The 21,692-nt window shown below is 38.8% G+C and carries 18 protein-coding genes; 15 read left to right on the top strand and 3 right to left on the bottom strand.

Annotated elements, in window-relative coordinates:
• Positions 1–299: 299 nt before the first annotated feature.
• From panB to ACIQ1H_RS09775, 9 genes are all read left to right on the top strand, one after another.
• Positions 300–1,136 (top strand): 3-methyl-2-oxobutanoate hydroxymethyltransferase, encoded by an 837-nt coding sequence (gene panB, locus ACIQ1H_RS09815; RefSeq protein WP_402888446.1) that lies wholly within the window; start codon positions 300–302, stop codon positions 1,134–1,136.
• Positions 1,137–1,991, top strand: coding sequence for a pantoate--beta-alanine ligase (gene panC, locus ACIQ1H_RS09810; RefSeq protein ID WP_402888444.1), 855 nt, complete (start codon positions 1,137–1,139; stop codon positions 1,989–1,991).
• 1 nt (position 1,992) lies between these two features.
• The gene (panD, locus tag ACIQ1H_RS09805; RefSeq protein ID WP_173478486.1) at positions 1,993–2,376 is read left to right on the top strand and encodes an aspartate 1-decarboxylase; all 384 of its coding nucleotides are present in this window, start codon (positions 1,993–1,995) and stop codon (positions 2,374–2,376) included.
• 331 nt (positions 2,377–2,707) lie between these two features.
• Positions 2,708–5,479, top strand: a complete 2,772-nt coding sequence (gene dinG, locus ACIQ1H_RS09800; RefSeq protein WP_402888441.1) for an ATP-dependent DNA helicase DinG — start codon at positions 2,708–2,710, stop codon at positions 5,477–5,479.
• 171 nt (positions 5,480–5,650) lie between these two features.
• Positions 5,651–6,418 (top strand): isocitrate lyase/PEP mutase family protein, encoded by a 768-nt coding sequence (locus tag ACIQ1H_RS09795; protein WP_402888439.1) that lies wholly within the window; start codon positions 5,651–5,653, stop codon positions 6,416–6,418.
• Positions 6,419–6,437: 19 nt separating this feature from the next.
• Positions 6,438–7,013, top strand: a complete 576-nt coding sequence (locus ACIQ1H_RS09790; protein ID WP_402888437.1) for a bifunctional transcriptional activator/DNA repair enzyme AdaA — start codon at positions 6,438–6,440, stop codon at positions 7,011–7,013.
• Positions 7,010–7,924, top strand: a complete 915-nt coding sequence (locus tag ACIQ1H_RS09785) for a DNA-3-methyladenine glycosylase family protein (protein ID WP_402888435.1) — start codon at positions 7,010–7,012, stop codon at positions 7,922–7,924. The genes ACIQ1H_RS09790 and ACIQ1H_RS09785 overlap by 4 nt, the downstream gene beginning before the upstream one ends.
• The gene (locus ACIQ1H_RS09780; RefSeq protein ID WP_402888433.1) at positions 7,911–8,393 is read left to right on the top strand and encodes a methylated-DNA--[protein]-cysteine S-methyltransferase; all 483 of its coding nucleotides are present in this window, start codon (positions 7,911–7,913) and stop codon (positions 8,391–8,393) included. The genes ACIQ1H_RS09785 and ACIQ1H_RS09780 overlap by 14 nt, the downstream gene beginning before the upstream one ends.
• Positions 8,394–8,656: 263 nt before the next feature.
• The gene (locus ACIQ1H_RS09775) at positions 8,657–9,013 is read left to right on the top strand and encodes a DUF378 domain-containing protein (protein ID WP_402888431.1); all 357 of its coding nucleotides are present in this window, start codon (positions 8,657–8,659) and stop codon (positions 9,011–9,013) included.
• 87 nt (positions 9,014–9,100) lie between these two features.
• On the opposite strand, the gene ACIQ1H_RS09770 is transcribed toward ACIQ1H_RS09775, so the two are convergent.
• Positions 9,101–10,630 carry a CoA-acylating methylmalonate-semialdehyde dehydrogenase gene (locus tag ACIQ1H_RS09770; RefSeq protein ID WP_402888429.1) on the bottom strand — a complete coding sequence of 510 codons (1,530 nt, stop codon included), beginning with the start codon at positions 10,628–10,630 and terminating at the stop codon, positions 9,101–9,103.
• 213 nt (positions 10,631–10,843) lie between these two features.
• Complete coding sequence (locus ACIQ1H_RS09765; protein WP_402888427.1) at positions 10,844–12,013, bottom strand: PucR family transcriptional regulator; 1,170 nt, start codon at positions 12,011–12,013, stop codon at positions 10,844–10,846.
• A 139-nt stretch (positions 12,014–12,152) separates the two neighbouring features.
• Between ACIQ1H_RS09765 and ACIQ1H_RS09760 the strand changes: the two genes are divergently transcribed.
• The 6 genes from ACIQ1H_RS09760 (at position 12,153) to ACIQ1H_RS09735 (ending at position 19,863) form a co-directional block, all read left to right on the top strand.
• Complete coding sequence (locus ACIQ1H_RS09760) at positions 12,153–13,397, top strand: Zn-dependent hydrolase (RefSeq protein ID WP_402888425.1); 1,245 nt, start codon at positions 12,153–12,155, stop codon at positions 13,395–13,397.
• 183 nt (positions 13,398–13,580) lie between these two features.
• Positions 13,581–14,984 carry a dihydropyrimidinase gene (gene hydA, locus ACIQ1H_RS09755; protein ID WP_402888423.1) on the top strand — a complete coding sequence of 468 codons (1,404 nt, stop codon included), beginning with the start codon at positions 13,581–13,583 and terminating at the stop codon, positions 14,982–14,984.
• Positions 14,985–15,191: 207 nt separating this feature from the next.
• Positions 15,192–16,559 (top strand): NAD(P)-dependent oxidoreductase, encoded by a 1,368-nt coding sequence (locus ACIQ1H_RS09750; RefSeq protein WP_402888421.1) that lies wholly within the window; start codon positions 15,192–15,194, stop codon positions 16,557–16,559.
• 13 nt (positions 16,560–16,572) lie between these two features.
• Positions 16,573–17,835, top strand: coding sequence for an NAD-dependent dihydropyrimidine dehydrogenase subunit PreA (gene preA, locus ACIQ1H_RS09745; RefSeq protein ID WP_402888419.1), 1,263 nt, complete (start codon positions 16,573–16,575; stop codon positions 17,833–17,835).
• Positions 17,836–18,110: 275 nt separating this feature from the next.
• Positions 18,111–19,631, top strand: a complete 1,521-nt coding sequence (locus ACIQ1H_RS09740; RefSeq protein ID WP_402888417.1) for an NCS1 family transporter — start codon at positions 18,111–18,113, stop codon at positions 19,629–19,631.
• Positions 19,632–19,653: 22 nt separating this feature from the next.
• Complete coding sequence (locus ACIQ1H_RS09735) at positions 19,654–19,863, top strand: hypothetical protein (RefSeq protein ID WP_173478500.1); 210 nt, start codon at positions 19,654–19,656, stop codon at positions 19,861–19,863.
• A 137-nt stretch (positions 19,864–20,000) separates the two neighbouring features.
• On the opposite strand, the gene bcaP is transcribed toward ACIQ1H_RS09735, so the two are convergent.
• Positions 20,001–21,386, bottom strand: coding sequence for a branched-chain amino acid transporter BcaP (gene bcaP, locus ACIQ1H_RS09730; protein WP_402888415.1), 1,386 nt, complete (start codon positions 21,384–21,386; stop codon positions 20,001–20,003).
• Between the last annotated feature and the right edge of the window lie 306 nt (positions 21,387–21,692).

Genomic DNA, 21,692 nt, shown 5'->3' with positions numbered 1-21,692 from the left:
GATTTACCAATTACAACAAATATCTGCCTTGATCTTTATAGACAGGGACGGAAGAAAACGATGCGTTCAAAATTTAACTTGATTGAGTGGAAACAGTCTACCTACAAAATTGTAATGGCTTGTTTCTATTTGGTTAAATGAAGTGAAAGCCTCAACGTCATGTCACGGCATAGGCATACAAAAGCCTACTAGTCTGTTGACAATGGGGTAACAGTTCTGAACGAACCCATGACCTTTCTGTCCATTATTGGAATAGAAAGGTCTTTTGTTTTTTTCCTTAAAAAAAGGAGGACTACACAATGAAGACAACATCAGATTTTTTAAAAATGAAAGCAGCAGGAGAGAAAATCGTTATGTTAACGGCATACGATTATCCATCCGCAACATTTGCTGAGGAAGCAGGTGTTGAAATGATTCTTGTAGGCGATTCGCTTGGAATGGTCGTGCTTGGTTATTCATCAACGATGCCAGTTACGGTTGCGGATATGGTCCATCATGCAAAAGCTGTACGTCGCGGGGCAAAAAATACATTTATGATTGTGGATATGCCATTTGGGTCTTATCAAGGTGAGATTAACGACACCTTAAAAACAGCGGTATCCATGATGCAGGAAACAGGGGCAGATGCTCTTAAGCTAGAGGGAGCAGGTGATGTATTGCCAGTAATTCGTAAATTAACATCAGCAGGTATCCCAGTCGTTGCCCATTTAGGATTGCAACCGCAATTAGCAGGCGTACTTGGTGGCTACAAGGTACAGGGGAAGACAGCTGAACAGGCACAACAACTTATTGAGGATGCCAAAAAGTGTGAAGCTGCGGGGGCTTGTGCCATTGTATTAGAATGTATTCCACATCAGCTAACAGAGTTAGTATCCGCTGCACTAATGATTCCGACGATTGGCATTGGCGCTGGACTTGAGGCAGATGGGCAAGTGTTAGTTTTCCATGACATGCTAAGCTATGGATCACATCATGTGCCAAAATTTGTGGAACGCTTTGCCGATATGGGAAGTGAAGCAAGTAGTGGTATTGAAAGTTTTGTAAATGCAGTGAAAGCAGGGACATTCCCCACATTAAACCACTCCTTCACGATGAAGGATGAAGCATTGGATCAGCTATACGGAGGCGTTAAATAAATGAAAGTCATTACAACAATCGAAGCACTAACTGCAGAAATACAAGCAGCTAAGCTAACACAAAAAACCATTGGATTAGTGCCAACGATGGGTTATTTGCATGAAGGCCATTTAACATTAGCCTCAAAAGCTCGGGCGGAAAATGACCTTGTTGTGATGAGTATTTTCGTTAATCCGACGCAATTTGGTCCAAATGAGGACTTTGAAAGTTATCCTCGTGATTTAGAACGTGACAAGGCTTTAGCACAATCTGTAGGTGTAGATATTGTCTTTGCACCAAGTGTTGACGAGATATATCCGCATAACGGTGGAATTTTCATCCATGCAGGCGAACAGGCAACCATTTTATGTGGGGCAAGTCGACCAGGTCATTTTGATGGCGTATTACAGGTCGTATCTATTTTATTTCACTTAACGCAGCCAACTCGTGCGTACTTCGGTCAAAAGGATGCACAGCAAGCGGCTATTATCGCTATGATGGTACGTGATTATCATTTTCCTTTAGAAATGCGTGTCGTGCCTATCGTACGTGAGGAAGATGGTTTAGCAAAATCTTCGCGTAATGTCTACTTGAGTGCTAAAGATCGCAGTGAAGCACCAGCTATATATAAGGCTTTACAGCTTGCAAGAGATAGTTTTTTAGCAAATGGTGATGCAACTGGGGCATTGGCTAAAGCACAGGCTCATATCATTGCAAACACACATGGCAAAATTGACTATATCGAATTATTAGCTTACCCAGACCTACTCCCTGTAACAGCTCAAACGGAACAAGTCCTTTTAGCAACTGCTGTTTATATCGGACAAACACGTTTAATCGATAATTGTATCTTTAATGTGAAAGAAGGAAAATAATATGTTACGAATGATGATGAATAGCAAAATCCACCGTGCTACAGTTACGGAAGCGGATTTAAATTATGTAGGATCTATCACAATTGATGAGAATATACTAGATGCAGTGGGTATGCTACCAAACGAGAAAGTGCATATCGTAAATAATAATAATGGTGCTCGCTTTGAAACTTATATTATTGCAGGTGAGCGTGGTTCAGGCGTTATTTGTGTAAATGGTGCAGCAGCGCGCCTCGTACAACGTGGAGACATTGTTATCATTATCTCTTATGTTTATGTCGATAATGCAGAGGCAAAAGAACATAAACCAACTGTAGCAATTATGGGAGAAGGCAATACAATAAAAGAAATGATTGCCTACGAGCCTGAAGCAACTATCTTATAGTGCCAGTCACTCACACAATTTCAATGCAAGTCATTTTTGTATAGTCGAGTAAAAATCCACGAAGACTCCAGCGGGAATAGCACAGCATATAAGCCATAACAGACGAGCGCAACAGCGACGGTTATGGCTTACATTGTGCCCGAGGAAAGCGAAGTGGATTTTTCCGCTTTAGTGTCAGGCACTCACACAATTTTTAAACATTTTAGAGGAGTTTTATGGAAAAACATTAGCGAAAAAGCATTTTCTTTCATCCAAGATGGCGGAAGGATGACCAGCGAGATGAATTTATGATAAAATTCATCTATCTAATGTGAACTGTGAGTTGAGATGTATGATGGAAAGTCAAAAGTATGCAATTGTTGATTTGGAGACGACAGGTCATTCTCCAGCAAATGGTGACCGTATGATCCAAATTGCCATTGTCATTATTAAGGATTGGAAAATAGAGCGCACCTATACGAAATTTATTCATCCAGGAAAATCTATTCCATCCTTTATTCAAGATTTAACGCATATTACGGACGAGGATGTTAAGGATGCATTGCCGTTCGAGGCACATGCGGACTACATATATGAATTAATTGCCGATAGTGTTTTTGTCGCGCATAATACCGATTTTGACTTATCCTTTTTACAAGCAGAATTCAAACGAGCTGGTTTACCAAAATGGCATGGTAAGAAAATGGATACGGTAGAGCTAGCAAAAATATTATTTCCTATGTCACTAAGTTTTAAGCTAGGTGATTTAGCAGCCGATTTAAATATCGAGCTTGAAAATGCACATAGAGCGGACGATGATGCGCTTGCAACAGCTGAGCTTTTTAAACATTGTTGGGAGGAGCTTCTTAACCTTCCACAACTAACGCTGGAACAAATGCATAAACGCTCGTTCCGATTAAAATCTAACTTATCTCAGCTCTTCTTTGAGGCATTACAAATAAAACGCCATCAAAGTTCAACTGATGAAAATATTACCTACTATCGCAATTTTGCAATTTGTGATGGACGTCAAAAACAGGTTTTTCAGCCTGAGCTATTACCTTACCCTCAAACTTCTAAAGATAAAGAAGCAATGATGACAAAGGCTATGCCTAACTTTGAGCAAAGACCAGCACAATTTGCAATGATGGATACGATTTGGCAAGCATTGAACACGAAAAAAGAATGCGTTATCGAGGCTTCGACAGGCATCGGAAAAACGGTTGGTTATCTTTTACCTAGTATTTTATATGCGCGAGCGCACAATAAAAAGATAGCGATCAGTACGTATACAGCACATTTACAGGAGCAGCTCGTCGAAGAGGAACTACCGAAAATCGAAAAAATTCTTGGTACAAAAGTAAATGTGGCTGTCCTTAAGGGCATGCAGCATTATATTGACCTCGCACGCTTTGAGCAGTGTATGGCATATGCGGATGAATCCTATGATGATACCTTTACAATTTTACAATTGCTTGTATGGCTGACAAAAACGCAAACTGGTGTGTTAAGTGAACTTAATGTTTCGGGCGGAGGGCAACTGTTTTTAGAAAAAATCCGTAAAATACCTGATGACAAACCGACAAAGGGCTTTGATTTCTACGAACAAGCGTTAAAAAATAGTGCAACAGCGGACTGTATCGTGACAAATCACTCAATGGTCATTAGTGATTTAGTTCGACAAACACCCATTTTTACACAAATTGATGGTTGGATTATTGATGAAGCACATCAAGTTATTCAAGCAGCTATGCAACAAGATGAAACGGTCTTTTCGTATACTCAATGGAAATATATTTTTGGACAAATTGGTACAATGGAAGAAACAGCCCTCTTTCAGCAATTTAGTCATGCGGCTAAAAAGAAGCAACGCATTCCGATGCAAAGTTTACAGCAACTTGACAAGCAATTTATACGCCTACAGCGTGTGTTCGATGAAACAATTCAGCGTGTCGTACAAAAAGTGCAACAGCAGATTAAAGGCAAACAGACTAGTAGCAAGTGTACACTGTTTTTAGAGGATGTATCTCTTGCAAAAGAGCCACTCTTACAAGTCAGCAAATTATTACAGCAATGGCTAGACCTTGCAGTGGAAGCGGGCAAAGCATTTGAAAATAATATTGAGCAATTAGACAAAAATGAAATATTTATTGTATCTGAGTGGCATTATTGGATTCGTGAAATGAAGCTAAGAATTGCCGAATGGGAGGAAATTTTCCTATTACCCCATGAGGATAATTCAGTGTGGTTTGAGTTTGATTTGCGCAGTGTCCCAGGTAGTCTACATGTCTTTAAAAAGCCAGTAAATGTTACACCAATCATTGAGAAGGTGCTTGCGCCACTCCGTCACCAAGCAAGTATAGTCTGGACTTCTGGTACGTTAACCGTGCCAGGTAATGAACGTTTTATTACACGTCAGTTAGGTATTTCAGACAGTGTGGAGGTCGTAAAGTTACAGGCACCTCCGTCGTACTATGCAGGGGCAAAGGCATTTATCGTCACGGATATGCCAGATATTCAACAAGTTACACAGGCGGAATATATAGAGGCGGTTGCACATGCTATTACACGTACGGTTCGTATGACGGAAGGCCGCTGCTTTGTGCTATTCACTGCACAAGATATGTTGCGCAAAACGGTTGAGCTCATACAGGATAGTGAGCTGCTCGATGACTATATGCTCTTCGCACAAGGTGTGACAGGTGGTAGTCGAATGCGTATTCTCAAGTCATTTCAGAAATTTAGCCAAGCAGTGTTATTTGGAACAAATAGCTTTTGGGAAGGTGTTGACGTTCCAGGTGACGCACTTTCTTCGGTTATCGTAGTACGACTACCGTTCTCTTCTCCAGAAGAGCCCGTGTTCAAAGCGCGTGCCAAACATATCACAATGCAAGGGCGCAACTCATTTACTGAGCTTTCTTTACCTGAAGCCATTATGCGTTTTAAGCAAGGGTTTGGCCGATTAATTCGTTCATCGCAAGATAAGGGCGCATTTATTGTGTTAGATCGCCGTATTAGCACAAAATCCTATGGAAAAGAATTTATTCATGCATTACCACCGATAAATGTAAGAAAATTACAATTGCCAGAGCTATTAAAAGAATTAAGTAATTGGCAGAAATAATAAAGGTCCCTTTTAGCGTTATGCTAGGAGGGACTTTTAATAATTGGTGCAATGATGTAGCTTTTTAATGTTATGTAAGTGTCTGCAATGGACCATAAGAGCAAGAATGAGGACGAAATGACTGATGCACCCCTGTTAAGATGATATTTATCATGTATAGGGGGATTAAATATGACGACAATAAAAACATTCAACGCGTTACATACAACACAAGATTTATTATTATTAGGAAATGTTTGGGATTTATTATCCGCATTAACGCTAGAAAAGGCGGGTTTTAAAGCTATAGGAACGACAAGCTGGGGAATCGCAAATTCGCTTGGATATACAGACGGTGAATGTATCGATTTTAACAGACATTTAGCTATAATTAAAACAATTACCGATAATGTCAATATTCCAGTTTCAGCGGATATTGAATCAGGGTATGGAAGCGATACGAAAACAATATTAGAGAATGTATTAAGAACAGCCGATATTGGCGTGGCAGGTATTAATATTGAGGATTCACTAAAACAACAAAAAGGACTAAGAAATATTAATGAACATTGTTCCCTACTAGAAGAAATGAGAACGATGTTAGATCAACATGGTTTTAAAGACTTTTTTATTAATGCAAGTACAGATACATATTTTCAAATGGAGCAGCCCTTTTTAGAAACAATGACAAGAGCAAAGGCATATGTCGACAGCGGTGCTAGTGGAATTTTTATACCAGGGATGATAGATCATGATGAAATAAGAGAAATGACTTCAGCGATTGATGCGCCAATAAATTTAATGTCGTTACCAGGTCTAACAAATTGTCAGACGCTACAGCAATTAGGCGTTAAACGTTTTAGTTTTGGCAATGCATTATCTGATACAATCATTGCGTATTTAACAAAAAATGCAACACAGTTAATCGAGACGAGAGATACATCATTTTTATATGAATAGCTGAAAATGGAGGGGTTTAATGGATATTAACGTCAATCTTTCGTTTGATGAGATGTGGGAGAAAATCATTGCTTGTGATCGAACTTATGATGGATTGTTTTTCACAGCAGTGAAAACGACAAAAATTTATTGTCGTCCCTCGTGCAGGTCAAGAAAGCCCAAAAAAATAAACGTAGCATTTTATGATGATCGAACTAAGGTTGAACAAGCAGGTTTTCGTGCTTGTAAACGGTGTCAACCTGAAGTTGAGCACTCCCCACATGCGCAACTTATCAAAGTAGTTACATCATTTTTAATGACAGAATACAAGCAAACGCTTACGTTGCAGCAAATTGCCAATCATGTAGGGATAAGCCCATTCCATCTCGAACGATTATTTAAACAAGCAACTGCTGAAACCCCACGTACTTATTTGGAAAAAATAAGAATCGATAAAGCGGCACATTTATTAAAGAGTACGAACTTAACGATTTTAGAAATTTGCTTTGAAACAGGATTTCTTAGTTCTTCTAATTTTTACAAAGTTTTTCGGCGCCAAAAAAGCTGCTCTCCTACTGAATATCGCAATCGGCAAAATAAGGAGCTAGAATTATGAAACAGTCAGAGGAAAAATGCTACATTGAAATTAGTACGCCAATGTTATTTAACTATGATGAATGCTTATTATTTTTAGCTAGATCCAATCATGAAATACTGCATACGATACACAATAAAATATTATACAAATTGCTAAACATTCATAATGAATTTATTTTATGTAAAATTAGCTATAGCGAACAAAAGATTCAGGTACACTTTCCGCTTAAAACACCTTCCCAAACTGCTGTTGTACAAGTGATAGCCTATATAAGAGAATGGTTCGACTTAGATCGAAACTTGACGCCATTTTATAAAATGGCACATAAAGATAAGATTTTACAGCAAGTAGTAAAAAAATATGATGGATTAAGGATAATAGGTATTCTTGATTTATTTGAAGCGCTTGTATGGGCAATTATTGGGCAACAAATAAATTTAACATTCGCCTATACGCTCAAAAAACGATTTGTAGAGCATTTTGGTGAGCATGTGACTTATGAGGGGAAAGCATATTGGCTATTTCCAACATGTGAAAAAATTGCCTCTCTAAATATAGAAGATTTAAGAGCATTGCAATTTACTGTTCGAAAATCGGAATATATAATTGCAATTGCACAAGCGATGGCAAGCGGTGAATTAACGAAAGAAAAATTACTAAAGGAAGAAGATAGTGCCAACATTAAAAAAATTCTTATGGCAATAAGAGGAATTGGTGCATGGACTGCGGATTATGTCCTTATGAAATGTTTTCATAATCCAACTTCGTTTCCCATTGCCGATGTTGGACTTCATAATGCTTTGAAAATGCAACTAGCATTAGATCGAAAACCAACAATAGATGAGCTAAAAGAGTTTGAAGTACTTTGGCAAGGATGGCAAGCTTATGCAACCTTTTATTTATGGAGGTCATTATATGACAATGTATAAAGTGGATTACGATTCTCCTATAGGGATTATAGAAATTATTGGCAGTGCTGAAGCCGTTTGTTCAATTATGTTTTCCGAACGGCCGCACATAATAAACTTTCCAAAAGATTCAACACCGAAAATTTTACTTGATTGCCTAAAGCAATTGGATGAATATTTTAAGGGACAACGTTTTACTTTTACTTTTCCTTATAGCGTTGAAGGCACGAACTTTCAGAAACAAGTATGGCAAGCATTGACTAAAATAGGCTATGCAGAAATAGGGACATATAAAACAATTGCCCTATCAATTAACAATGAAAAAGCGATAAGAGCTGTTGGCAATGCAAATGGCATAAATAAACTTAGCATTGTTATTCCTTGTCATCGGATTATCGGTTCGAATGGAACTTTAACTGGGTATGCTGGCGGTTTATGGCGGAAAGAATGGTTACTTCAGCATGAAAAGTCATTTCACAAAGGTAAATAAACTAACTATAACGAAATATTAAGCGCTAATAAATGGTCATTTTAAGATTTATTAGTGCTTTTTGTATGCTTTTTTGCAGTCAAAGCGCACCTTGTATAAAAAAACAGTTATTGCGAAAAATAAGACCGTCATTATGAGTGTTGTAAATAACTTACATGACACATTCACTAATGACTCATTCGTCATAAAGAATAATGGTGAGGTTTAGCTTTGCCAGACATTTGACTTGCTTTGCCACTAAAAGAAGAAAGGAGGGACTACGAATGGGAACATTATATAGGATTGCCTTAGTTCTCGTAATTATTGGTGCAATTAACTGGGGTCTAATCGGATTTTTTAGATTTGATTTAGTCGCATATTTATTTGGTGGACAAACAGCTGTATTGTCTAGGTGGGTATATGCACTTGTCGGAATTGCTGGACTTATATCGATTCCAATCCTTGCAAAGCGTTTGGATGGGGAAGAGAACCTCGAGACGCATACTCGTATTAACAGCAACCCGAGTTATGGTATGGAAGCTGGGGAAGAAGCAGACTTCACAGACGTTCCAAAAACGAATAAAAAAGATACAAATACTAATAACAATATCAATACAAATACCAAAAACAAGAAAAAGTAAGCACTTGAAAACGGATCGTTCTTTAGGTGCATTAATTTTTCGTAACAAACAGCCGTCTCAAATGTACAACTGAGACGGCTTATATTTTTAGTCGTTATTACTTGGGAAAGCAAAGGAAGATGCAGATTCTGTAGTATCCTCAAACCACTTTTCGGAAATTGTTTTTGCTTTTGTAAAGAAGCGAACTTGGTCTGGTCCAAACATGTGACCTTCACCAAATTTTGACCGTTTCCAGCCTCCAAAATTGTGGTAGCCTACAGGAATTGGGATTGGTACGTTTACGCCTACCATACCGACTTCAATTTCGGAAGTGAATTTACGAGCGGCTGCTCCATTATTCGTGAAGATCGTTACGCCATTCCCTAATTCGTGATTGTTAATTAAATCAATCGCTTCCTCCAACGTTTGGACACGGACGACATTTCGTGCAGGTCCAAATACTTCCTGCTCATAAATTTCCATACCTGGTTTGACGTTATCCAATAATGTTGGTCCTAAATAAAAACCATTAGACGTTTTCGAGATGTCTGGTTGACGACCATCGCACACAATAGTAGCCCCCTCTTGAAGACTACGGTCAATAAAGCCAATGATGGCCTCTTTCGATTGTTGAGTAATAACAGGTCCAAAATCAACTTCTGGATCCGTATACGGTCCTACTTTTAAAGCTGCAATTTTTTTAGCTAATATTTTTACAAGCTTATCAGCTGTAGTTTCACCAACTGGAATGATGGTAGAAATGGCCATACATCGTTGGGATGCTGCACCATAAGCTGCACCTAAAAACGCATTTGCCACTTGTTCTAAATCGGCATCAGGCATAACAACCATATTGTTTTTACCACCACCTAATGCTGTCACGCGTTTGCCATGTTTTGAGCCTGCTGCGTAAATATATTCTGCAACTGGTGTCGAACCGACAAATGAAATTGCCTCAATGGAAGGATTCGTTAAAAGTTCATTTACAGTATCCTTATCCCCATTAATAACAGTCCAAATTCCATCTGGTAAACCTGCTTCCTTCCAAAGCTCAGACAAAAATAGGGCAGAGCAAGGAACACGCTCAGATGGTTTTAATATAACGGCATTCCCAACTGCAACGGCCATACTAGTGATAGCGAGGGGTACCATCACTGGGAAGTTAAAGGGAGAAATTGCAGCAACAACGCCAAGTGGTGCTTTTGCTGAATAGGCATTAATGTTCCCGCCTACATTAACTGAATACTCGCCCTTTAACAAATGGGGGGCATTAATTGCCAAGTCGACTGACTCTAAGCCTCTTGTAATTTCCCCTTTGGCATCTTCAATCGTTTTCCCACTTTCAGTACAAATCATGTCAATTAATTCATCCATGCGTGCTGTTAGTAATTGACGAAACTTTAGTACAATTTCAGCCCGCTTTCCAACTGAAAGTCCGCGCCAAGCAGGAAAGGCATTTTGGGCACTAACGATTGCTTCTTGCACTTCTTCCTTTGTGGCAAGAGGGACTCGTGCAATTACTGCTCCTGTACTTGGGTTGTAGACATTTGAAAAGGTTTTACTTTTTCCTACTACAATTTCCCCATTAATAAAGTGCCCCAGTTCTTTTACACCCGTATTCGTTACCAACTTAAACATTCCTCCTTCAAGTATAGCAATGATAAACAATTCAATTTTCAGCACTACTACGAAAATCGATTAGTAGTTATTAAGCTGTTGCGCTTATTGGCAACAGATGGCGATCACTCCATTATTACTTTATATGAATAGCTTAATTGTTTTAGAAGGACAATATATTAATTGAAAATTCAGACATATATTTCGGGAGTAAGATAATATGACAAACACTAATTAATGATGCGTTAACACATCTTCTATCAAAAAAGCTAAGTAAAGATTTGTTTTTGTAAAAGGGTTTGTTAAATCCATATCTAAAAGCATTTCTATTTTTCTCATTTTATATAGGACGGTATTACGATGAATAAATTGTCGTTCGCTTATTTTACTCGTGCTACCATTTTCCTCGAGAAAAATGCGCAAAAATGCTACATAATCCGTATTGTGTAGCTCATCGTAGCGATGTAATTGACCTAATATATCTTGGCTAAAGGATTGCATTAATGGTTGGTTTTGAACGGCCATAATAATTTGATAGGCACCAATATCTTTATATTTATATAAAAATCGGTTGTTATGAAGCTGTGCTAATTGTATGACAGTTAAAGATTCTTCATAGCTTTTACGTATATTTTCATGCTCTTTTTGGTAGTTTCCTTTACCGATAATCATATCGAGGGAACCATTTTTTTGTTTAATTTTATCATAGATTTCTTCAACAATTTTCGAGAAGGGGATGTTTGGTGTATTGATTTGCGCTCTATCAATTAAGAAAATGAGGTGATTTTTATGTTTAAGTTTTAAAAACCGTTTATAGCGATGTTGGAATGCAAATTGGACCATGACCTCGTAGCGGTCGATGCTAGACTGGCTACCTATCATTGAACAAGTGATGATGGCAAGCTCTCTACCTTGTGGAAATCCAAGTTGTATCAATTGTTCTTTTATCGAGTCATTATGTTTTTTATAGTGAAAAAGTAAATGATATAGGACCTTTTCTTCAATGGAAAGCTCTTGGTGATGGTTTGCAATGAATTGAAAAGTAGTTTTTAATAAATCAGCTATTCGACAATGCCAGGGCATTTGAAAAACAGGGAAATCATGCTCATTAGCAAAAGTGATGATTGACTGAGGAATAGCAGAAATATAAGGGCCAATGTTAATAATAAAGCCTGCTACTTTTTTTTCGTAAGCTAACTTAACGAGTTGTTCTAAGGAATCTTCTTGCTGTGATAAGTTAATACCTGTAGTGACGACAAGTTCATTTGGTCGACAAAACATAATTAAATCAATGCTCTCTACTACGTTAATACCGGTAACTCTGCGATGTGACCCACTTTGTCCAGCTACTAATGTCAGCATAGGGAATTGAACTCCCTCCACAATTTTGCGAATCGTTCCCATAGTTTCCCCCCTTAATATGAACATAACTTACCATATATCATGTGCAGATGCACATATTTTTTTAGTTTTATATCCATATCTCGTAAATTTTATCTAATTTAGAATATTTATTAACTACTGTGAAAGAGAGGACTTGCATATGTATAAATGTAATAGTAGACGATTGCAAGATTCAATTGAACAATTTAGTCAGTTTGGGGCTACTATAAACGGTGGCGTAACGCGTTTGTCTCTTTCGAATGAGGATGTTTTAGCTAGGGATTATTTTTGTAAGTGCTGCGAGGAATTAGGGATGGAAATCAAGGTGGATGATATGGCTAATATCTATGCCCTTCTACCAGGAAAAAAGGAAGTTCCTCCAATTGTCATGGGCTCACATTTAGATTCTGTTGAAAAGGGTGGCAAGTTTGATGGTGTTTTAGGTGTTTTAACAGCTTTAGAGGCAATTAGAACATTAAAGGACAACGATGTTGAGCTAGATGTGCCATTAATGATTGTTAATTTTACAAATGAAGAAGGTGCTCGCTTTGATCCAGCGATGATGAGCTCAGGCGTAATTGCTTCGAAATTTGAAAAGGATAAAATGCTGCTGTCGCTCGATAAAAATGGCATGTCCTTTCAAGACGCGTTAAAAGCTAGTGGTTATGAGGGGGACCCACAGCATCGATTAAAAGAAGCGCTCGCTTACATCGAACTTCATATCGAACAAGGGCCAGTACTTGAAGCGAAGCAATTGGAAATTGGAGTTGTTCAAGGGGTGCTTGGAATGGTGTGTTATGAAATTACGATTACAGGCGAATCGAATCATGCTGGAACGACCCCGATGTCAATGCGCAAAGACCCAATGATTGTTGCAGCAAAAACAATGTTGTCTTTACATGAGCAGCTTGAGGAAATTGACGACCAACTCGTATTTACATTTGGCCGAATGAATGTTTTTCCTAATATTCATACCGTTATTCCAAATAAAGTGACATTTACAATTGATTCTCGTCATCAAAAGCCTGAGGTAATGCAAAGGGTTGAAGAGATTTTGAATGCTTTGCCTACAGAGGATATAGGGTGCCGCATACAGCCAGTCAAACTGTGGGGTAGAGATACGGTAATGTTTGATACAAAAATTTGTGATGAGATCGAAATGTCTTGCCAACGTTTTGGTTATAGCGCTCATCGAATGTTTAGTGGCGCAGGGCATGATGCGCAATATATTGCGAGTATAATTCCTTCAGCAATGATATTTGTACCGAGCATTAAAGGCAAGAGTCATTGCGAGGAGGAGGAAACAGCGTTTGAAGATTGTGCAAAGGGAGCAGACGTACTACTTGAAACGGTATTAACGATGCAAACGAAATATAGTATGGGCGCATCGTACTCGGTAAATTAGTTTTACAAGAATATTAATAGACAAGTTGGTAGGAAAATGACGGACTCGATGACCCCGCAGGAAAAGCTAGCAGAGCTGTGACAATTAAAGCAGTTAATTTTTTAAAGGTGATTTTGCAAACTATCAGGCTACTAGAATAAATTCAAATAATGACTTGAATTGACACGAAAGGTGAGGGATAGCATGAAAAAAATCATTCAAGGTGGACGAGTAGCAACTGCTTCTGATGTATATGAGGCAGATATTCTTATAGAAAACGGAAAGATTGTCCAAATTGGCAAGAATTTATCTGTAGAAGGCGCAGAAATTATTGATGCCACTGGCAAATATGTTATGCCAGGAGGAATTGATCCACATACACATTTAGATATGCCCTTTAACAATACAGTGACAGATGATGATTGGAAGTCTGGTACGATTGCGGCGGCATTTGGTGGCACAACAACCATTTTAGACTTCTGCTTAACGGCTGGAGAAAAGAAGCTTTCTACAGCAGTTGAGAAGTGGCATGAAAAGGCAAAAGGGAAATCTGCAATTGACTACGGATTCCACTTAATGATTGGTGATTTAACGCCAGAGACAGAGGCGGAGTTACCAGTATTGTTAGAGCAAGAAGGAATTACTTCAGTAAAGGTCTTTATGGCCTATGCAAAAGAATTCCAAGCAACAGACCGTACACTTTTTAAAGCGTTTAAAATTGCAAAAGATGTTGGCGCTACCGTTATGGTGCACTGTGAAAATGGCTCTGTTATCGACGAGCTTGTGGAAGAGGCGAGAAAAGCGGGACATAAAGAGCCGATATACCACGCACTAACTCGTCCAGCAGAGTTAGAGGGCGAGGCGACAAAGCGTGCCATCGAATTAGCTCATTTAGCAGGTGCAACGCTGTATGTTGTCCATGTAACTTGTAAAGAGGCGGTAGATGAAATTATCGCTGCGCGTGAAAAAGGTTACGACGTGTATGGGGAAACATGTCCACCTTATTTAACATTAGATCAGTCTGCTTTAGCACAACCTGGCTTCGAAGGGGCGAAATATGTTTGGTCACCACCACTTCGTCCGAAATATCATCAGGAGCACCTGTGGAATGCGCTAAAAGCAAAGCAATTACAAACAATAGGTTCCGATCAATGCTCGTTTAGTTTTAATGGCAAAAAACAATTAGGGCTAAATGATTTCTCAAAAATTCCGAATGGTGGACCGTTTATTGAAGATCGCTTTAGCATCTTATATTCAGAAGGTGTTGCAAAGGGCAAATTAACAATTAATGAATTTGTCGATATGATTTCGACGAGTGCAGCGAAAATCTTTGGTCTATTCCCACAAAAAGGGACAATCGCAATTGGTTCAGACGCTGATATTGTTATTTTTGATCCTGATGTAAAACGCGAAATTTCAGCTAAAACACATCATATGAATGTCGATTACAATCCATATGAAGGCTGGGAAATTACTGGTGAACCAATTTCAGTACTTGTGCGTGGTGAATACGTTATTAAAGAGAAAGAATTTGTCGGTGTATTAGGTAGTGGACGCTTTATAAAACGTGAGTTGAAAGCGTCTGCTGGAGAAACGATAAAAATTTAACTTGCTTCAGCATTCTCTATTTTTATAAGTAGAGAAAGCATGCTAAAAAGGGGACCTACAGTCTGAGTGGGTCACCCTTAGACTAAATCAAGTAAGTGATAAATCAATAAAAGGCTATGCATGGCCGATTGTTTTGACTGGAGAACAAGACAATCGGCTATTAAACAATGGCGAGTCACATCAAGAACACATGAGGGGGATGTGGAAATGGTTCCGATTCAAGAACATGAAATGACGAAGCAACTGAAACGTAATTTTGTTGAATTAACTAGTAGAATGACCAAAAACGAAGCAATCGAAGAAGCAAATCGATGTCTTTATTGTTATGACGCACCATGTATTAAAGCTTGTCCAACGAGTATTCAAATTCCAAATTTCATAAAAAAAATTGCATCGGGTAATATGAAGGGCTCTGCTACTACTATATTAGAAGCAAACCCAATTGGTGCAAGTTGTGCAAGAGTTTGTCCAACAGAAGAGCTGTGTGAAGGGGCTTGTGTATTAAATTCATCAACAAAGCCAATCAAAATCGGAGAACTTCAGCGTTATGCTACAGACTGGGCAATGGAGACAAATACACAGCTCTTTAAGAAAGGTGAAAGTAATGGACTAAAGGTCGCAATAATCGGCGCTGGTCCAGCAGGTCTTTCAGCGGCACGTGAGCTTAGTCGTTTTGGTTATAGTGTCACAATTTTTGAGGCTGAATCGAAAGCGGGTGGCTTAGGAACTTACGGCATTGTGTCATTCCGATTACCTAATGAGGTAGCTGATTGGGAAGTTGAACAAATTGAAAAGCTTGGTGTAAACATTCAAACAAATACTACGGTTGGTATCGATATTTCTGCAGATGAAATTTTAGCACAATATGACAGTGTTATTTTAGCCGTTGGGATGGGAGCTGTACCGAACCTTGGCATCGAAGGGGAAGATCTTGTCGGTGTCCATGATGCAATTGAGTTTGTAAAGCAAACAAAAGTGGGAGCGCTTCCAACTGATATGGTAGGGAAACGCGTAGCGGTAATTGGTGCTGGAAATACAGCAATTGATGGTGCTACTTGTGCTGTTCGATTAGGCGCCGACAATGTGAAAATTCTTTATCGAAGAACACAAAAAGAAATGACTGCCTACAAATTTGAATTTGAATTTGCTAAGCAAGATGGAGTGGAGTTCAATTGGTTAACTGCACCCCAAAAAATTATTGGCAATGAAGCAGGGGAAGTTGTTGGCATTGAATGTGTGAAAATGCAGCTCGGTGCACCAGGTGCGGATGGCCGTCAAAGACCAGAAGAAATTGCAGGGTCCAATTTTATAATCAATGTAGACGCCGTCATCAAAGCGATTGGTCAAACACGTTTTGTTTCATTAATTGAATCTTTTGGCATTCAACATACGAATGGCGTTGTCGATATTGATGAAACAACAATGCAAACATCCAATAAAAAAGTATTTGCCTGTGGCGATGTTGTTTTTGGAAACGGACAAGGTGAGGCAATGGTAGTAACTGCTGTTCAGCAAGGTAAAGATGCAGCATATAAGATTCATGAGCGTTTAAGAAAACCGAGCGAGATTGCATAAGGGGGGAAGTGACATGGCAGATTTACGAATTGATTTAGCGGGGATAAAATCACCAAATCCATTTTGGCTTGCATCCGCACCGCCAACGAACTCAGGCTATCAAGTGCAACGTGCATTTGAAGCGGGGTGGGGTGGTGCGGTGTGGAAAACATTAGGTGAACCAATTTTAAATGTTTCTTCACGATTTGCAGCAGTCAGTTATAACGGACAACGAGTGGCAGGCTTTAATAATATTGAATTAATTACCGATAGACCGTTGGAAGTAAATTTAAAAGAAATTTATGAAACGAAAAAAAGGTTTCCTGATCATGCCATCATTGCTTCCCTTATGGTAGAACCGAAGCAGGAAAAGTGGCATGAAATTGTAAAACGAGTAGAAGATGTGGGGGTAGATGGTCTTGAGCTTAATTTTGGTTGTCCACATGGGATGGCAGAACGAGGAATGGGCTCCGCCTCTGGTCAAGTACCTGAATTGGTGGAGAAGCAAACGTATTGGGTGAAAGAGGCAGCACGTACACCAGTTATTGTGAAGTTAACACCTAACATAACGGATATAACTGTCACTGCTGAAGCAGCGACAAGAGGTGGAGCAGATGCCATTAGTATGATTAATACAATTAATAGTCTGGCAGGTGTCGATTTAGATACATGGAATACTGTGCCTCATGTTGCTGGTAAAGGGGCACATGGTGGCTATTGTGGTCCAGCTGTTAAACCGATTGCCCTAAATATGGTGGCAGAGTGTGCCCGTAATCCTCTTATTAATGTGCCTATCTCGGGTATCGGAGGTATTTCTAATTGGCAAGATGCGGCAGAGTTTATTTTAATGGGTGCGACAGGTGTGCAAGTATGCACAGCCGCAATGCATCATGGATTTAGTATTGTTGAAGATATGATTGATGGATTAAATAATTATTTAGATGATAAAGGGATTGCATCCTTGAAAGATTTAGTTGGACGCTCGGTATCTCGCTATTCAGACTGGGGCAATTTAGATTTAAATTATAAAATTGTCGCGGAAATTAATAATGATGTATGTATTAACTGTAATAAGTGTCATATTGCATGCGAAGATACGTCCCATCAATGTATCGATTTATATACAGAAAATGGAGTGCCAAAGTTAAAGGTTCGTGAGGAAGATTGCGTCGGATGTAATTTGTGCTCCATTGTGTGCCCAGTGGATGGCGCAATTACAATGGTAGAAAGAAAATCTGCTATTGCACCAATGACTTGGAATGAACGCCAATTAATTATGAGTAGTCTATCTAAATAAAATTTTCGACTGTTAGTTAGTAACTGTTTTTCCACCTCCCTTTAGTGTTAAAGGGAGGCAACCTCAAGTAGATGTCACGGAAAATTTCATTCAGTAGGGCAATCAACCGTTGAAGGAGCTCGAAAGAAATGTTCTTATAGCCCTTTCACTTGGGAACTATTTGAATGAAAAATCATGTAACAAGTACAAGTGATGAATGATGTGCTAGGTCAGCCTGACTCATTTTTCGGATTGCTTGATACAGATGCATAATTTATTAAAAAGGAGCGAAATGTATGGAACATGACGGGAATTATTTGAAATCCCCTGATTTACTTCCAGTGACACATCAACAAAGAAATATTGGAACATTCGGTTTTGCAGTTATTTGGATAGGAATGGCTATTGTATTAGCGGCCTTTGCAATAGGCGGTTCTGCTATTATGAGTTTACCGTTACCTATGGTAATTTTAGCAACGTTAATAGGTTCGTGTTTAATCGGTGTATTTATGACGTTAATTGGAGATATCGGAATAGAACATGGCTTGTCTTTTCCTGTCTATATGCGTGCTCCTTTCGGTACGTTTGGAACACATATACCGTCGTTAGTTCGAGGGGTGACAGCGGCCTGTTGGTTTGGTCTAAACACATATTTCGGTGCAATGGCTATTAATGGGATTTTAAATTTACTATTTGACTTTAATAATTGGTTCTTATGCTTCCTTGTCTTTGCAGCACTTCAACTTTTCAATACGTCGTTAGGCATTAAATCAATCGAGCGGTTTGCAGATTTAGCAGCGCCGATTATCATTTTGATTTCCTGTTGGATGTATATAACATTAGCTGATGCTGCTACAGCTCAAGGGAAAGAAATTTGGTCTTGGGTTGAGACGCCAACTACAGGTGTAGCGGCATTTACAGCATTTATGATTGTCATTATGGCGAATATGGGCTTCTGGGCTACTTTAGCAGCCGACATGCCGTCCCTTTCTCGCTACTTTAAAGCACCAAAAAATGAGCGCAATTGGTTTAAACGTAACAAAACGCAGTTGGTCGGTTCATTAATTGTCATGCCTATTACAAATACGTTTATCGTTACTATCGGAGCGGTTTGTTATATGGCTGTCGCATCTGCTGATCCAATAAACGCATTACAACAAAGTGCGAGTGGCTTTATTTTGGGGATACTTTTATTAATGATCGTTCTAGCACAATGGTCAACAAATACATCTGCTAATGTAATTCCGGCAGCTACTATTTTCTCAAATATTGGCGGTCCAAAAGTTCCGTTCTGGGTAGGTGTTGTTATTGCAGGGATAATAGGAATTCTTGCACAGCCGTGGAGCTTATTTGATGTATTAGTGAATGCGTTATTAATTATAGGTGGTATTTTAACGGCAATTGTCGGTATTTTATTTGCAGACTATTATTTAATACGTAAAAGACGCGTAAACGTAAAAGATTTGTATGAGCTAAATGGCCAATTTAAATATATGAAAGGCTTTAATTTGGCTGGTTTGATAGCTTGGATTGTCGGTGGGGCAGTAGCTAATGTGTTTTCTGCATATTCGTCCCTAGTTGGATTTATTGTCGGAGCGCTCGTTTACTATGTGTTGGCGAAGTATTGGTGGTTCAAAAAGTATCCACAAGCTGAACTAGAAGATCCAAGTGATGTTAAGTATTTAGGAATTACTGCTGGTCACAACTTGGATGAACTATTTGGTCAAGATTCACTATCTCAGCCGACAGCTAGTTCAGAGGACGTTGAGACAGTAGATCAGGCAGAACCAATACTTGAAATAAAAGGTGCTGAGTAGAAAGTAAAAGAGGGGTGTGGCTATGTCTGATTTCTTACAAAGTACAGAGGAAATAAAAAAAATTGACGAATTTTTAGATAGTGGCTTTAAAATCAAATATGTTTATGAAAACTTAAGTGGCATGTTTGTGGAGTTTGCACGGCAGGAAGAGGTTGTGCATTTGCAAATTCTGACAGCGGATGCGCGTAAATATTTTGCGATAAAGCTACAGGAACAAACAATGTTGCAATAAATCAATAAGACTACTAAAACGTAAAAACCCGCTGAATTTTCAGCGGGTTTTTTGTAATCGGAAAAAATTGTTTGAGTGCCTGACACTCTCACGGGCATGCCCAGTGAAAATTCAGAATTGTTTGAGTGCCAGACACCTTAATTCATTGTGCTATGCTTTAGCCCGTATACAAAGTATATTATCAAGCCAACAATAAACCAAAGACCACAAGCAATCCAAGTATGTACGGATAGCTGTGAAATTAAAAATAAACACATGAAGAATGACAAAATAGGTAACACAGGGAAGAACGGTACTTTAAAGCCGCCTGAAGGAATGTTTTTATTTTTTCTTAAATAAATCACGCCAAGTGAGACGATTGTGAAAGCTATGAGTGTTCCCATATTGACAAGCTCTGTTAACTTTGACAAAGGAACGAAGCCAGCACAGAAAGCAACAAGTACTGCAAATACCCAAGTGTTTTTCACTGGCGTTTTAAACTTTGGACTTAGCTCTGCCATACTTTTTGGTAGTAAACCGTCGCGACCTAGTGCATATAACAGGCGTGTCCCTCCATAGGACATTACAAGAATAACGGTCATCATTCCTACAACTGCACCTAATGAAATGATACCAGCAATCCAATCTTGATGAACGAGCTGCATGACATAGCTGACAGGATCACTGACGTTCAGTTGTGTGTATGGGACCATGCCTGTTAACACTAGTGAGACAATGACATAAAGAACTGTACATATTAATAGTGAACCGATTATCCCAATAGGCATATTGCGTTGGGGATTTTTTACTTCCTCAGCTGCGGATGAAACAGCATCAAATCCTAAGTAAGCGAAGAATACAAGTGCTGCGCCGCCCAATACCCCGCTTACACCAAATGGGAGAAATGGCTGCCAGTTTGTAGGCTCAACGTAAAATATTCCAACGCCGATAAATAGAAAAATCACTGCGACTTTCAAGAACACCATAATGGAATTTAATCTTGTTGATTCCTTTATTCCGAGTGTTAAGAAAAATGCAGTAGCGAAAATTATGACAATAGCAGGGAGGTTAATGTACGTACCCGCGGATGGATCGAATGAACCCGAGACTGCTGTTGGAAGCGATATTTGGAAGCCAGCCAGTAAAGCACTTAAATAAGATGACCATCCTGTTGCAACGGCTGCAACGGCTAGTCCATACTCTAATAACAGCGCCCAACCAACTAACCAAGCAACAATTTCTCCAAATACAATATAGCTATATGTGTAGGCACTTCCCGTGACAGGTACACTTGACGCAAACTCAGAATAGCACATGCCTGCTAACGCGCAGACGATAGCAGCTATAATAAAAGAAAACACAATTCCAGGGCCTGCGTGGGTAGCAGCTACTGTGCCAGGTAGGATGAAAATACCTGTTCCAACAATAGCACCAACGCCAAGTAATATTAGATCAAAAGCGCCTAGCGATTGTTTGAGCTGAATGGTACTATCTTTTTTTAATAAATCCTTTATATTTTTTCTTCTAAATAATAAATTTCTCACATATAAGCCTCTTTTTCATAGAAATATGTAAAAATATTATACTTTTTTGACTTTCAGGTCAATTGTTTTTGCTAATTTTCCGCTAAATCGGTTGAATATTAAGAAATATTTAAATTGAATGAACAATATTTGGTTATTGACTGCAAAAATACAATTAAGAATATTCTGAAATAATAATACGGATACATAAAATAATTTTTTTTGCTTCTTAAAATTTTCAAATTACAAAGTAGTACGTTTATATATTTTCAAAATGAATAATGGATTTCATCTGGAGTTTACCCAAAAATTCCTTGTTCTAACGGG

Origin of the sequence: Lysinibacillus sp. NPDC097279 (genome assembly GCF_044761745.1) — a bacterium.
Classification (GTDB): Bacteria; Bacillota; Bacilli; order Bacillales_A; family Planococcaceae; genus Lysinibacillus.
The sequence above is the reverse complement of the archived record's forward strand: the minus strand, read 5'-3'. Positions and strand labels throughout refer to the sequence as shown.